The organism is Archangium violaceum (assembly GCF_016859125.1).
GTDB classification, from domain to species: domain Bacteria; phylum Myxococcota; class Myxococcia; order Myxococcales; family Myxococcaceae; genus Archangium; species Archangium violaceum_A.
Window position 1 is genome coordinate 1,732,715 of the sequence record NZ_CP069338.1, and the last position, 13,561, is coordinate 1,746,275.

At 67.1% G+C, this 13,561-nt stretch carries 11 protein-coding genes and 2 pseudogenes; 2 read left to right on the forward strand and 11 right to left on the reverse strand.

What is annotated here, in order from left to right:
• Positions 1-111 precede the first annotated feature (111 nt).
• The 3 genes from sitI6 to JQX13_RS07320 form a co-directional block, all read right to left on the reverse strand.
• Positions 112-837, reverse strand: coding sequence for a SitI6 family double-CXXCG motif immunity protein (gene sitI6 / locus JQX13_RS07310; RefSeq protein WP_203408330.1), 726 nt, complete (start codon positions 835-837; stop codon positions 112-114).
• Between the two features lie 24 nt (positions 838-861).
• Positions 862-1,566 carry a SitA6 family polymorphic toxin lipoprotein gene (sitA6, locus tag JQX13_RS07315; protein WP_203408331.1) on the reverse strand — a complete coding sequence of 235 codons (705 nt, stop codon included), beginning with the start codon at positions 1,564-1,566 and terminating at the stop codon, positions 862-864.
• A gap of 208 nt (positions 1,567-1,774) precedes the next feature.
• Positions 1,775-2,167, reverse strand: a complete 393-nt coding sequence (locus JQX13_RS07320; RefSeq protein ID WP_203408332.1) for a transposase domain-containing protein — start codon at positions 2,165-2,167, stop codon at positions 1,775-1,777.
• Positions 2,168-2,220: 53 nt separating this feature from the next.
• On the opposite strand from JQX13_RS07320, the pseudogene JQX13_RS56175 reads away from it, so the two are divergent.
• A pseudogene (locus JQX13_RS56175) lies at positions 2,221-2,358 on the forward strand (hypothetical protein); the annotation flags it as partial.
• 69 nt (positions 2,359-2,427) lie between these two features.
• On the opposite strand, the gene JQX13_RS07330 reads toward JQX13_RS56175, so the two are convergent.
• From JQX13_RS07330 to JQX13_RS07335, 3 genes and pseudogenes are all read right to left on the reverse strand, one after another.
• Complete coding sequence (locus tag JQX13_RS07330; RefSeq protein ID WP_203408333.1) at positions 2,428-3,150, reverse strand: immunity 52 family protein; 723 nt, start codon at positions 3,148-3,150, stop codon at positions 2,428-2,430.
• 70 nt (positions 3,151-3,220) lie between these two features.
• Positions 3,221-3,952 (reverse strand): annotated as a pseudogene (gene sitA5 / locus JQX13_RS56180) (SitA5 family polymorphic toxin); the annotation flags it as partial.
• Between the two features lie 122 nt (positions 3,953-4,074).
• Entirely contained in the window at positions 4,075-4,923 is an 849-nt protein-coding gene (locus tag JQX13_RS07335; RefSeq protein WP_203412652.1) for an MFS transporter, read from the reverse strand.
• Positions 4,924-5,050: 127 nt separating this feature from the next.
• On the opposite strand from JQX13_RS07335, the gene JQX13_RS07340 reads away from it, so the two are divergent.
• Complete coding sequence (locus tag JQX13_RS07340) at positions 5,051-5,947, forward strand: RluA family pseudouridine synthase (RefSeq protein WP_203408334.1); 897 nt, start codon at positions 5,051-5,053, stop codon at positions 5,945-5,947.
• A gap of 137 nt (positions 5,948-6,084) precedes the next feature.
• Here the strand turns inward: JQX13_RS07340 and JQX13_RS07345 are convergent, their stop codons facing one another.
• The 5 genes from JQX13_RS07345 to JQX13_RS07365 all read right to left on the reverse strand — a co-directional run bounded on the left by JQX13_RS07345 (position 6,085) and on the right by JQX13_RS07365 (position 13,302).
• Positions 6,085-7,497: a hypothetical protein gene (locus JQX13_RS07345; RefSeq protein WP_203408335.1), complete on the reverse strand. Its 1,413-nt coding sequence runs from the start codon at positions 7,495-7,497 to the stop codon at positions 6,085-6,087.
• A gap of 554 nt (positions 7,498-8,051) precedes the next feature.
• Positions 8,052-9,500, reverse strand: coding sequence for an MFS transporter (locus JQX13_RS07350; RefSeq protein WP_203408336.1), 1,449 nt, complete (start codon positions 9,498-9,500; stop codon positions 8,052-8,054).
• 70 nt (positions 9,501-9,570) lie between these two features.
• The gene (locus JQX13_RS07355) at positions 9,571-11,043 is read right to left on the reverse strand and encodes a SulP family inorganic anion transporter (RefSeq protein ID WP_203408337.1); all 1,473 of its coding nucleotides are present in this window, start codon (positions 11,041-11,043) and stop codon (positions 9,571-9,573) included.
• 694 nt (positions 11,044-11,737) lie between these two features.
• Positions 11,738-12,211: a hypothetical protein gene (locus JQX13_RS07360; protein WP_239014598.1), complete on the reverse strand. Its 474-nt coding sequence runs from the start codon at positions 12,209-12,211 to the stop codon at positions 11,738-11,740.
• Between the two features lie 239 nt (positions 12,212-12,450).
• Positions 12,451-13,302 (reverse strand): endonuclease/exonuclease/phosphatase family protein, encoded by an 852-nt coding sequence (locus JQX13_RS07365; RefSeq protein WP_203408338.1) that lies wholly within the window; start codon positions 13,300-13,302, stop codon positions 12,451-12,453.
• Positions 13,303-13,561: the final 259 nt, after the last annotated feature.

A 13,561-nucleotide genomic window follows, 5' to 3' on the forward strand; every position in this document is an offset into this window, starting at 1 on the left:
CCGGTAGAGGGCGAGCCCAAGAAGGAGCCAAAGGACTCGTAAGGACTCGTACGGACATTTCGTCCCTACGATTCGTCTGACACCCTGCCTGGACACTCACCGGGTGATGGCTCAGCGGACCTCCAGTTCCTTGAAGACGACCCCGTCCAGTTCCAGGCGGCGCACCGCGTCCACCAGGCGCTCGTTGGCGATGATGAGCGTCGAGGCCTCGGTCAGCCGGAAGATGTCCACGTGCTGTGGCAGTGAGGCTGCGTCGAGGCAATACGGGTCTGGGAGGCTGTAGCCCATGGCGACACCACAGGTGGGGCACGGAGGATTCGGGGGCGGCAGGCAGTCCTGATGGAATCGCCCATGGCTTTCGAGCTGGATGTCCCTCAACTCGGGAGCGTGTTTGGTGCGGAACCGCACCTGGGTGGGGCAGCCGGTCAGGCCACGCACGCCCGTACTCTGCAAGCGCTCCAGGGCCTCGCGCCGCATGCAGAGGGACCAGGGGTTCTGCATGATGAGCTGGCCGAAGTAGCCCAGACCTGTTCCCTGGAGAGGGCCGAACGCTGCTCCCGATTCCAGTACAGCGTAGGGAGGCGCGAATGGGCGCACGAGCTCGCGCCGCCGGATGAACTCCGCGCGCGGAACAGGCCAGGAGTCCAGGAGCTTCTCCTGGTCCTCGGGCGGCAGACCCGACAGGTCCACGCACGGGTATTGAGCCGATGTCCCTCCCTCTGGCTGCAAACCACAGACAGGACAGGGTTCCACACCGGGCAGACTCCACTTATGGGAAGCGTTCAGGTTGCCCGTGTAGCGTGGCGAAGGGTCTCTATCCAACTCGTAGAATCTCATGCGGCCGGGTTTCGAACCCGAAGGTCAAGGAGCGAGAACCTGGGGTCCGGGTGCGGGCACTGGAGCGTAGTACGACCTGAGGGGACCGGCGATGTCGAAGCGCAGGGCCAATTCGAAGGCCTTGCGGATCAGGACCTCCTTCGGCACGACTCCGGGACTGCTCCTCATGACCTGCCGCCACGCGGCGTTCCACGTACCTCCATTGGCGCCGCGGTGAATGCGCAGGTGTACTTGTTCCGGGATGAGCATCGTCCACTCGTGGATGTTGATGCCACTGCGGTTGAGCCATGTCCTGAACTCCTGCGCCTGGGGGAAGAGGTGGTGCTTGATCAGCGTGCCTTCGAGCCGCGGAAAGGCGGGGAGGAAGCCCTGGCGGTAGCGGAAGTGGAAGGTCATCCGGGGCCGAGCGTCCTCCCGAAGCCCCGCGCGCCTCCAGTTGCGCTGAGTGCTGGGGGCGCGAAAAGGAGGGCGAGGGAGTCGAGCCAGCTCCGCACCATGCGACAGGGGCCCTTGCGTGAGCGCCTCCGGGTCCACGTCCTCGCAGTCGAAGACTGCACACTCGCCCTCGTCACAGGCGAGCACGACGCACCGGTCGGCATCCGCATCGTCGCAGATGTTGGTGTCGTTGGGCTCGGTTGCCTCCCAGATGGGTGGGGTGGCGCACGCGGCCAGCAGCAGCGCGGAGAGGAACAGCGGCAGCAGAGAACGAGGCCGGACGGTTCGGGTCATGGGCGCCCCGAGGCGAGGTGTGCAACAGCAGGATGACATGGCGAGCAGGGAAGCACCCGAACCTCTGCACCAGGAGAGTTCACCTTGGCTTGTCCCTCCGGGGAGAGTGCATGGCCACGGTCACGGAACGCGACATCCTTCAGCAGATGGGCGTACACGAGGAGGCCGGAGTCTACGTCCTCGGGTGCTTCGAGCGGCGCATCACCCTCTACACGCTGCAGGTTCGCGAGCCGCGGAAGGTGTCAAAGGACTCGTTGAGCTGTATCCGCTCGGCGGAGCGGTGCAGAGGGAAGGCGAGGATGTGATAACGGGCCGCGCCGCCCACCCTGTCCGGGAGGGGCAGCGCACAGGTCGCCGCAGGAGCGGTTGAGGGAGGCTGCGCGGCAGCCTCGTGCGCTACCTTCCACATGGGTGGCAGCAGCGCCTCAAGCCGATGCTGGGGCCAGCCGCGGGCGTGCGTCTCCAGCACGTCGGCCAGGAATGCCCACGGCTCGACTCCGGCCAGCACGTACGAGGCCATCAGCGTGTACACGCAGGCGGCGCGCTCGGCGGAGCGGTGCGGAGGGATGGTGAGGATGTGAGTAAGCGCTCGGCGGACCACACCTTCCGAGAGAAGGGAGGGCCGTGCAGCGTTGCAAACCAGGAGGTGTGGACATGGGACGCAACACGGCAGAAGTGGAAGCAACACTGGCGAGGGCAGCGGCGAGCAGCTACTGGTCGGAGTCCGAAGCACGGGCGGTACTCGAAGCGTATGAGGAGAGCGGGTTGTCGGTGGCGGAGTTCGCCCGCCGGAATGGGCTTGGGCCGCAGGCGCTTAGGTGGTGGAAGAAGCGGAGTTACGGAGCAACCTACGGCATGCAGTCAACCAGTCGGCCATGGCTGCAACCTTCGCAGCAGCCCGGCCCGGTCCAATATCTCGTGGACGCGAGCGGCCAGTGTGACGTGCTCCGGGTTGGAGGCGGTGAACCTCTCGGAGGTGAGGATGACGAGAGTGCCCTTGTCCTCCACGGGTTCGATGCGCACAGGAACTGGCAGTGGAGGCACCGTGCCTCGCAGCCGCGAGAAGTACATCACCCAGCCCACGAAGGTGCCTGCGTACGGAAAACCCTTCACCACCATTTGTCGGTGCGCGTTGCTCGTAACCACGCCCCACTCCGGGTCCCAGGCCAGGGCCATGGCGCGCAGCACCTGGGTCATCACGGGAGTGGTCAGGATCCGTTCCCCGACAGGGCCTTCATCGAAGGGCTCGAGCAAGCAGTTGGATTGAAGCAAGGTTTCAGTTGAACCGCACGACGCTCCGGCGGAGGAGGTTTCCTCCTGGCTGTCGCCCGTCCACAGCCGGAACCTGAAGCCATCACCGCGCTGGTGTTCCTCCTGTGCGAACAGCGCCTGGAAGCTCGCGGCATTTGGAGTGAACTGGCATTGGCGTGCCTTCTCAAAGGAGTCATCCGGTTGATACCAGCGGCTCCATGCTGGATCGCATTGGCTCAGGAGATGGAAGAAATGCTCCGCGCGTTGTGCGCAAGCCGCGACCGATTCGGGCCGGGCGAGCCAGTAGGAGCCAGCGTAGTAGGTTTCCATCATTGAACGGCCACTCCTCAATAATATGGAGCCGGGGGAATCTGGATGACCTCGATTGGGAGGCCTTCCTTCCTCCTGCCGCACGGAGCTCGTCGAACGTGGTGGCCCGATCCACCTCCTTCATCAGAACCAGCCACCCATCCATCAGACGCCACACCGTGTCCCAGCCCAGGTACGCCATGGCCCCCAGTGTCAGCAGCGCGGCCACGCCCTTGCTCACGGGCTCGGGCATCGCCAGCAAAATCGCATACACAGTCAGGCCCCCGACGACCGTGGCGAGCACCGCCTGGGGGCTCACCAATCGCGCGAGCTCTTCCTTCATGGCCCCCAGCACCTTGTTCTGGGCAATCGCCATGGCCAGAGCGTACCTTGCATCACCCTCCAGAATGGGCCTGTCCACCAGCAGGCGCAGACAATCCCCGGGTCCCCACGTGCGCTCACACCACAGCAGGTAGCGGCGCTTCAACTCCTCGTCTTCTGGCAACAGGCGAAGGTTCTGGTGGCTCCCCGGCTCCGTGGGCAGGAGCCGCGGGTTGCTCGCCTCGTACCGGAACCAGCCGCTTCGTTCGGGCACTCCGAACAACTGGCGGGCGTATTCCAGGGGACGTTCCACCGGAGGCACGGAGGGAGCATATTCTGCGGCGGCCTCCTTGAGCTCTTCATGGCTCACCTCCACCGGCTCCACGTCTTGGCGCGGGACGTGGACGATGGGCGTGCCCTGGCCCGTGTCCAGGCGGACTGCCTTCGTTGTGGCGCTGCATCCAACGAGGAACGAGGCCAGTAACAGAATCGCCTGGCGTGGCATGTAAAGCCTCCTGGCCGTGGCCCCGCTCTCCGGGTGCACAAACAGGAATTACAGGGCGGCCATGGCATGCCCGTCAATACGGGGGCTTCTCCCTGCACGCCAACACGCCGGGGGCGGGACGCTCACCCGGGCTTCGTCGCGTCCCCGCGCTTCCCGCCGGGGATGAACAGCCAGGAGCACACGCCACCCACCACGCACAGCGAGGCGGAGATCCACAGCGCGCGATGCACGCCCACGAGGAAGTCCGTCCCGGAGTGGCCCGCCAGCCCGCTCACGCCGGGCAGCAGTGCCACGGCGAGCAGTCCCGCGATGCGCGCCACCGCGTTGTTGAATCCCGAGGCGATGCCCGCCTGGCTCCCGGCGACGCTGTCGAGCACGGTGGCGGTGAGCGGCCCCACGGTGAGCGCCAGCCCGAGCCCCAGTCCCACCGCGCCCGGGAGCACGGAGCCCACGTAGGTGCCCCCGTGCTCGATGCGGGTGAACAGGGCGAGCCCCACCGCGCAGACGAGCGGCCCGACGAGCATGGGCAGGCGCGAGCCCACGCGCTGGGCGAGTCCGCCCACGGAGGGCGATAGCAGGAGCATCAGCGCCGTGATGGGGAGCAGCGAGGCGCCTGCCTCCAGGGGCGAGTAGCCCACCTCCTGCTGGAGCGCGAGCACGACGAAGAAGATGGCCCCGCCGAGCGCCTTTCCAGGGTATCCCCGCCAATGGCTCGAGCCCCCAACACGGGCCTGCCCCGGTTTCGAGCCTCGGCATCCACCTCCTCCCCGCTTGCTCCAGCGCTTCGTCCAGTTGAACCACCGGAACAGCCTTCGTGCTGGCCCCAGCAACTGCGGCAGGCTCGTGAGGCCCGGCCACTCAGCACTCCTCTCCACCAGTCCCTCCTTCACGCCATGGGCCAGTACGTAGCGCAACCGGCCCACCAACCGTCTCCCCGTCGCCGGGTGGACGTCGGGCGGAACAGAGCGCATGTTGAGCCTGGAGGACCGGTGAGCGGGTCAAGCCCAGGGTGGTGCGAGGTGACGGTGTTACGAGCAGGTGCCGAGCGGATGGAGCCTGGCGCGGATTCTTCCGTGTCTTCGAGGGAGGGATAGCGGCATGGCACTCAATACGGGCTATGCCTACCGGGAACAGCTGGGCGCCCGGGCACGGGGAGCGAGCACGCTCTCCTATCTGGTCGACACCTACCGGCACTCTCCAGAGGCGGTGTGGCGGGAGCGGTTCGCGCGGGGCGAGGTCCTGTTGGATGACGTCCCCGCGACGGGCGAGGAGCTCCTGAGAGCCGGCCAGTGGCTCGTGTGGAACCGGCCGCCCTGGGAGGAAAAGGAGACGCCTCGCGACTACTCGCTCGTGCACGAGGACGAGGCGCTCCTGGCGGTCATCAAGCCGGGCGGCCTGCCCACGGTGCCGGGCGGAGGATTCCTCGTGAACACGCTGCTCAGCGTCGTGCGGGAGCGCTTCCCGGAGGCGAGCCCCCTGCATCGGCTGGGGCGTGGCACCTCGGGCCTCGTGCTCTTCGCGCGCACGCACGACGCCGCGGCGAAACTGTCCCGCGCCTGGCGCGAGCATGAGGTGGAAAAGCGCTACCGGGCCCTGTCGCTCAACGTGGCCGCCCAGGAGTTCTACGAGATCACCGCGCCCATCGGCGAGGCGGTGCATCCAGGCCTGGGCAGGGTCCCCATGGCGACTCCAGGTGGAAAGGCGTCCCGAAGCCTGGCGCGCGTGCTCCAGCGGCGCGTGGCGAGCACCCTCTTCCAGGTGGACATCCAGACGGGCCGCCCCCAGCAGATCCGCATCCACCTGGCCTTCATCGGGCATCCGCTCGAAGGAGATCCCGTCTACACCGAGGGAGGCGTGCCGCGCGCCGAGCAGCCGGGACTGCTCGGGGATACCGGCTACCTGCTGCATGCGGAGCGGCTGTGTTTCATGCATCCGCTCACGGGAAAGCGCCTGGAGCTCCACGCCTCCATCCCGCGCGAGCTGCGGGTGCAGTAGCGCTCGCAACGCACCCCACGCGCTTGCATCACGCGCCCGGAGCGGGACGCGGCGCTCCTGGGCCGGTACGTGGACGCCCTGCTCCCGCGAGAGGGGCGCCCCGAAATGAGCGCCCCTCCACTCCACGGCTCCGACACTCAGTTCGCGTAGCCCGGGGACACGTAGTTCATGCCCACGGAGCCCGCGGGCACGAAGTCACCACCGGGAGGCAGGCCCTTCTTGATGGCGGCCCACTCCGGGTCGTTCTCCGGGTAGCCGTACTTCGTGCCCTGCGCCTTGTAGAACCACACGTTGGTGAGGACGAAGTCCTGGGTGCCCGATGCCCGGTAGATGAAGTAGGCCCCGTCACTGGTGATGTTCATGTTGCGGAAGTCGGCGAGCACCGTCGACGTGCCGAACTCCTCCGGCTGAACCATCAGCCCCTGGTAGTTGGTGCTGCCCGTCAGCCGGTCGATGCGGTAGTACGTCGGCCCGCCATAGTTCTGGAGGACGTCCGGGTGGTAGACGCCCGGGCAGGTGTAGCAGGCGGCCTCCTCGGGCGTGCCGTGGACCTTGCCGGTGCGGACGTTCTGCAGCTGAAGGATGGTGCCGGCGGTCCCGGTGCTGATGACCACCGCGTCACCCAGGTGCTCACCGTCGATGAGCAGCCCCTCCACGTGCATGGTGCCCGTCCACCCGTCCAGGAACAGCCCGCGCCGGTCGGTCACGCGCTGGATTTCGATGTGCCCGCCGATGAGCACCACATTCCGCCCGCCGTGGATGCTCAGGCCGCCGAGCAGCTTCTCCTTGATGACGAGGACGTAGTCCCGCGTCTTGTCCAGGTTGATGCTCCGGTCCGCGTTCGTCACGTTGACGGTGGTGGCGTTGGTGAGCGCGGGCGGAGCCCAGCTCAGCTTGTAGCTGGCCGACGCCAGCGTCACGTTGACGTTGTCGAAGGCGGCGCCGTCGTTCTGCGAGCCCACGCCGACCTGGCCGGTGGCGGGCGTGGCGCTGGAGGCGGTGGCCACGAGCGTACCGTTGAGGAAGGCCTTGAGGGTGCTCCCGGTCCGCTCCACCTTGACCCGGTACAGCGTCCCCGCCGTGAAGGCCGCGGTGATGTCCGCCAGCTGCGTCTTCATGCCATTGGTGACCTTGAAGATGCCCTTCGTCAGCCCATCGTTGCTCTCGCTGAAGCTGACGTAGTGGTAGTTCTGTGCGTCCTGGTAGCTGAAGACGACGGAGAAGTCATTCCAGACATTGGTGGTGGGGGTGGCCTTCCCATCCACGGTGAGGGTGAAGTCGCCCGTCACCTTCGTGTTGTGGATGGCGAGGTTGCTGTTCACCACGCTGGCGTTGGACGGGTTGGTGAGCACGTACTGCCCGCCGCTCACGGCCCACGTACCTCCGCTGACCACGGAGAAGCCGCCGGCGGATGAGGTGAAGGTCTCGTTGATGACCGTCGAGCCCGCCAGGGCGTTGGGGAGGGCCAGCGAATGCAGTGGGGCCAGGGCCGTGCCCAGCAGGCCAGCGTACAGTCCGGCGCGAAGGGCCAGGTGCTTGAACTTCCTCATGGAGTCGCTCATCGAGTGTGGGGGGGGGGAAAATTCCCTCCATCCCCAGGAGGGACGAAGTCGCACGGCGTCTCATAAATCGACCGGGTGGACAGCGGCGTACAGTGACAACATGTCTACCGCAGCCAGACTGGACGGGGTCGACGCCTTCGATGTTGTGGAGGCAAGCGCCGGGTGCGCGCCGTTCTGGAGCACCTGGCACTGCCCACGCGGCCTGCTCAGCTGGCTGCAGCGCAGGGGTCTCCCCCAGTGGCGTGGTGTTGAGGCCCAGCAGTCACGGTGCCCCAGAAACCCACGCCCCTGCTACGTCCCACCTGGGTGGGCCGCCTGGGCAGGCACCTGCCCGAAGGGGCTGGCTGGAGGAACCGACCCGCCTGCCGCGCTCGCCATCATGGGCGGCCGCGGCGAACCGGGGGTCTGACCTGTGCTCTGATGATGTCCCCGGAGAATCCCGCGACATCCACGCTGCGCAAGGAGCTGGATGCGAAGGCCGCGGAGGCGCTCGGCCCGCCACGCTGGAGGCCGAGTACGCCCGCGTCCAACGTGCCCGACGCTCAGCTTCCGGCTCCCGGTGAAGCCGCCGCCCCCTCCTGGGCGGCCTGGGCTCTCACCGCCGTCCCCGTCAGCCGCCACGCCGCCCAGGTGCCGGCGAGCGCCAGTGGGAGCGAGGCGACGAAGACCCAGATCGCCGCCGCCTGGGTGCTCGCGACCGTCAGCCCCGTGCCGAAGCCCACGAGGTTCGCCGTCGCGCCGGCGATCGCCGCGCCGACCGCCCCACCCGTCTGGCGCACCGCGATGAGGGCCGAGCTGCCGATGGCGCGATCCTCGTTGGAGAGCGCGCCCATCACCCGCCGGTTCATCAGGCTGGACGAGAAGCCGAAGCCCATGCCCGTGATGGCAGCCGCGGCGACCACCCATCCGAGTGTCGCCTCGTGCATGTGGAGCGCCAGCAGGGTCACGCCCGCCAGGACGCAGCCCGCGCCCCGCCGGATCCACCGCCGCTCCCCCTCGCCGGACGCGCCGGCGACCACGAAGGCGGCCAGCGTCCAGGCCAGGGCCTGGGCCCCCACCACATATCCTGCCCAGAGCGGCGAAAGGCCTCTCAGCTTCTGGAGGATGGCGGGCCCGTACACGGTGAGCCCCATGGAGGCCGCGGTCAGCGCGAACATGGCGGCGTAGCCCGACCCGCAGACCGTCCGCAGATCACCCGCGCGATGCGGCAGCAGACGCACGCGCGCCCGGGCGTCGAGCTTCAGGACCAGTCCCAGGATCCCGAGGCCCGCCGCGACCGAGCCCAGGGCGATTCCAGGAGACCGGCTCACATCGGCAAGCGCGATCGCGCCCACGCCCAGCCCCAATGCCCCGAGCTGGAGCCATGGAATGCCCGCGCCCCCCCTGGCCTGAGCGGTCCCCTTCAGCAGCCACGGCGTCGCGGCGCCAAACATCAAGGCCTGGATGGCGAAGAGCCAGAACACCGCCCGCCAGTTACCCGCTTGCGCGAAGAGCCCGCCGATCAGTGGCCCGAGCACCGTCGCGAGCCCCCAGATGGCGGAGACCGAAGCGAACACCCGCGCCAGGTGCCGCTCGGGGAAGAGCAGTGCGATGGCGACCATGGCGAAGCCTGAAATCCAGCCACTGCCAATCCCCTGCAGGAGCCGACCCGCCAGGAAGACGCCGATATCTGGCGCGGCCGCGCTCAGAACGCAGCCCACCGCGAATACGAGACCCGCGAGCGCCGTGGCGGAGCGCAGGCCGAGGAGCTCCGAGAGTCGTCCGGCGCTGGTTCCCGCCAGGATCCCACCCGCCAGGAATCCCGCCACGGCCCAGCTGAAGTAGGCATAGCCGCCGAGCTCGGCGCTCACGCTCGGCATGATGGTGGCGGTGACCAGGCTGTCGGCCGCGTTCATCCAGACACCCAGGCAGATCAACGCGAACCGTGGCAGCCGTCCTTCCGCGAGGAGGTCCGCCCAGCCCGTCTCCGCTTTCGTCGGCGACTGCGTCATTCGACAATCCTCCACCTTGTCGAACGCGACTATACCGACCGCGTGGCTCATGCAAGCGGTGCCGCGGCTGTCAGTGGCCCGCCGTCAACACCGCTCCGGGTTTGTCATGCGTGCCCAGGCGTCCGAGCAACATGGCACTCGCCTCATTGAGGCCGATGAGCGCCACGTCGACGCCTCTGTCCCGGAACTTCAGCACGACCCGGTCAATGGCCGCGACGGCCGAGGCGTCCCAGACATGAGAGTGCGTGAAGTCGATTTCAACCCGTGCGAGGTGTTCCCTGAAGTCGAAGGAGCCGACGAAGCCCTCCACGGATACGAAGAAGACTTCGCCCATGACGGTATAGCGCCGCCGCTGTCCATCCTCGCTCAGCGAGCTCCTCACGGACACCAGCTTGGCCACGGTGCGCGCGAAGAAGATGGCGCTCAGCACGACGCCCACCAGCACCCCCTTGGCCAGGTCATGAGTGAGCACCACGGTCAGCACCGTGGCGATCATCACGATGGACTCGCTCCTGGGCATCACCCGCAGGTCTCGCAGCGACCTCCAGTCGAAGGTGCCGATGGAAACCATGATCATCACGGCGACGAGCGCACCCATCGGGATGCGCGCGACCCAGTCACCGAGCACGAGGATGAAGAAGAGCAGGAAGACGCCGGCGCAGAAGGTGGACAGGCGCCCGCGTCCACCGGAGCGCACGTTGATGACGGATTGGCCGATCATCGCGCACCCCGCCATGCCGCCAAAAAAGCCCGTGACGATGTTGGCGACTCCTTGCCCGAACGCTTCGCTGTGCTTGCAGCTCGGCGAGTCGGTCATCTCGTCCACGACCGCCGCGGTGAGGAGTGACTCCAAGAGCCCGACGAACGTGAGCGTCGCGGCATACGGGAAGATGATGCGCAGGGTCTCCAGGGTGAAGGGGACCTGGGGGATGTGGAAGAGGGGAAGGGAGGTGGGGAGTGCGCCCATGTCCCCCACCGTCCGCACGGGGCTGCCGGTGAAGAGGGAGACGGCCGTGAGCAACACGATGGCGACGAGCGGGGACGGCACTGCCTTCGTCAGTCTGGGCAGTCCGTAGATGATGGCCAGACCCGCGGCCACCATGGCGTACATCTGCCAGGTGGCGCCGGTGAACTGCGGCAACTGGGCCAGGAAGATGAGGATGGCCAGCGCATTGACGAAGCCGGTCATCACCGAGCGGGGAATGAATTTCATGTACCGGCTGAGCCGCAGCGCTCGAAATACCAGTTGCAGGATGCCGGTGAGGAGGGTGGCCGCGAAGAGATACTCCACGCCATGTCTGGCGACGAGCGTCACCATGAGCAACGCCATGGCGCCGGTGGCCGCCGAAATCATCCCAGGGCGTCCTCCAAAGAACGCCGTCATCACCGCGATGATGAAGGAAGCATAGAGACCGACCTTTGGATCTACCCCCGCGATGATGGAGAACGCGATGGCCTCGGGGATGAGTGCGAGCGCCACCACGAGCCCCGCCATCACGTCTCCACGGACATGGGAGAACCACTCCTGTTTCAGGGCCTTCATCGAAGCCGTCTCATTCAAGCTGTACTCTTCCTGGAAATAGGTAATAGGAGCCCGCGCGGCATGGGTCTCCCGATGCCACGGATGGGATGGACCGCGCTCCAGCACAAAGCCGCGCCTGCGGACGCAGTTGCCGCAGCCGCGGGTCTGGCCAGCCTGATGCAGCCGCTGATTCAGGGCTGTTTCAGGAGCGGAGCTGTGGGGCGGAATGGAAATGAAGCAGGGTGACGTACGCCACCGTACCGGGGGATTTCCAGGGCTCGTTCAGAAGGGTGGAACTGGCCCGGGGCGTTCCCGCGTGGCCTCTTCAAGGCGGAGTCAGTGGCATTCGGAGGTCGCTCTCTCTCCTACTACGTGCCGTTTTGCAATCGAAAACTCGTGAAGAAGGCGCTTGCCGCTTCGCTGGAACAGCGAAGGAGCAAACACCGGTGATGGAGGGGTCCGACTGAACGACAGACCCACGGGGCTCGGGGCCATCAAGGCCCGAACGGGGAGCGCGGCCTGCGCCGGCGTGTGCCCGAAGAGGCTGCACGGCCTCTCCACCGGCCCGGTGCACGGCCCGCGTGTCACCCGTCCTCGGCCCCTCCGCTCCTGCCCACAGCGCCCCTCTCCGTCTCATGCGCTGCTCCGCCTCCAGTGTCGGGGCGCGGGCGAAGGGCGGGCGGCCGGCTTCCGCTTCCGAGCGGGGGCGGAACGCTCACCCGGGCTTCGTCGCGTCCCCGCGCTTCCCGCCGGGGATGAACAGCCAGGAGCACACGCCACCCACCACGCACAGCGCGGCGGAGAGCCACAGCGCGCGATGCACGCCCACGAGGAAGTCCGTCCCGGAGTGGCCCGCCAGCCCGCTCACGCCGGGCAGCAGTGCCACGGCGAGCAGTCCCGCGATGCGCGCCACCGCGTTGTTGAATCCCGAGGCGATGCCCGCCTGGCTCCCGAAGGCATCCCCGAGCGCGCCCCCGGTGAGGACGAGCGCGCCCAGCGTGAGCAGATAGGCATCCACGGTCCACTGCAGGCCGGACAGTCCGGTGCCCAGCTCCTCGCCGAGCGCATGGAGGGCCACGTTGACGGCGGTGGAGTCGAGGAACGCCATGCCGCTGCCGAGCACGCTGGCGAGCAGCACGCCACGGCCGCGGCCACTCGAATAGCTGACGGTCTCCGGCGCGAGGGCCATGCGCACCACCCTGTCCCGTCACGCGTCCGTTGGCCATGCGCGCGCGGGGCAGGCGTTGGCGGCCGTACACCAGGGCACAGCCCCAATGCCCCCCGTCAGCGACCCTCCTCGGCACCAGCCCTCAGCAGGCGGAGTGTATTTGCATACGTGAAGGAAGCGCGAGGGGGCGAGCGATTGCCTCTCCGCGCCAACCCACTGCCCTCGACATTGCCCCAATTCCTCTTATGCGCGGACCTCGATCAGTTGATCACGAACTCGATCGGATAGTTGTCGCTCACCAACCTCATGTCCTCCAGGGTCAGGTTGAACCTTTCGTCCAGATACACGGTGCGACCCTGCGAGGCATTCGCGCGCATCTTATCGCCTGCCACGACGGCTCGCTCGTAAGCGCATTTCGCCTTACCGATGGTGGAGTTGCTGTCGTCCCCGATGAGCCAGGAGAACCGAGGGTCCGTGCGCAGGGGATTCGTCGCGAAGTGTTCCTTGGCAAAATAGGCGCAGTCCGCGTACAGGGTCCCCAGGATCACGCCGTTCTTGAGGGTCCAGCGCTTCACGGCGTTGTCGTAGACCTTGACCAGGGCTCCGACCTCTTTGACCGCCGACGCGGGGTCCGCGTGGAGCGGAACGACGAAGAAGTTCTTCACGGCCGCCCGGGTGGTGCTGAACCTCGCGACGAACGGCTCACGCTCGAAGAGGTCGCCGGCGTCGGCATAGTGGTAGCTGTCGACCACCGTGAGCGCGCTCTTCTTGTAAAGAAAGGCGTATTGCTCCTTCGAACTCTTCCGACCCAGACGATTGCTCACGAGGATGCCGTATGCGTTGCCCGTCGCGGCGTTGACCTGGTTCAGGAGGGTCTTCGTCGTGGTGCCGGTCGTGTCCCGGATCTCCTGCACGAGGACGAGGTCGTACTGCTTGACGGTGTCCACGACGACCTTCATGACGTCCGCGTTCTGCGCCTTGGTCGAGTTGAAGTTCTGGATGTTCCAGCTCGCCACCTTCAGGGCCGCCGACGCGTCCCGGGCCCATGTCATCGAGCCGAGGGCGATCGTTGCTGCGACGAAGGTGTGTGTGAAGGTCTTCAGGCCAGGCATGGTGTTTCGTCCTCGCAGCGCTCCTGATGCAGGAGCGCTCGGGTCGGAAGTATACATCCGCGCCGCGGATTCCTACGGCAAGCGCACCGCGCGCGCCCAGCGTCGCGCTTGCACCCCGCACGTCGCTCGATCAGCGAGGGAGAGCGAGCTTGGGATGGGCCTCGACGAAGCTGAAGAACAACGAGTGGCGGAAGACGTAGCCGGAAGCTACTTCGCCTGGAAGCGCACCTGGTCGAGCGTGGCCCGGAGCACGCGCTGC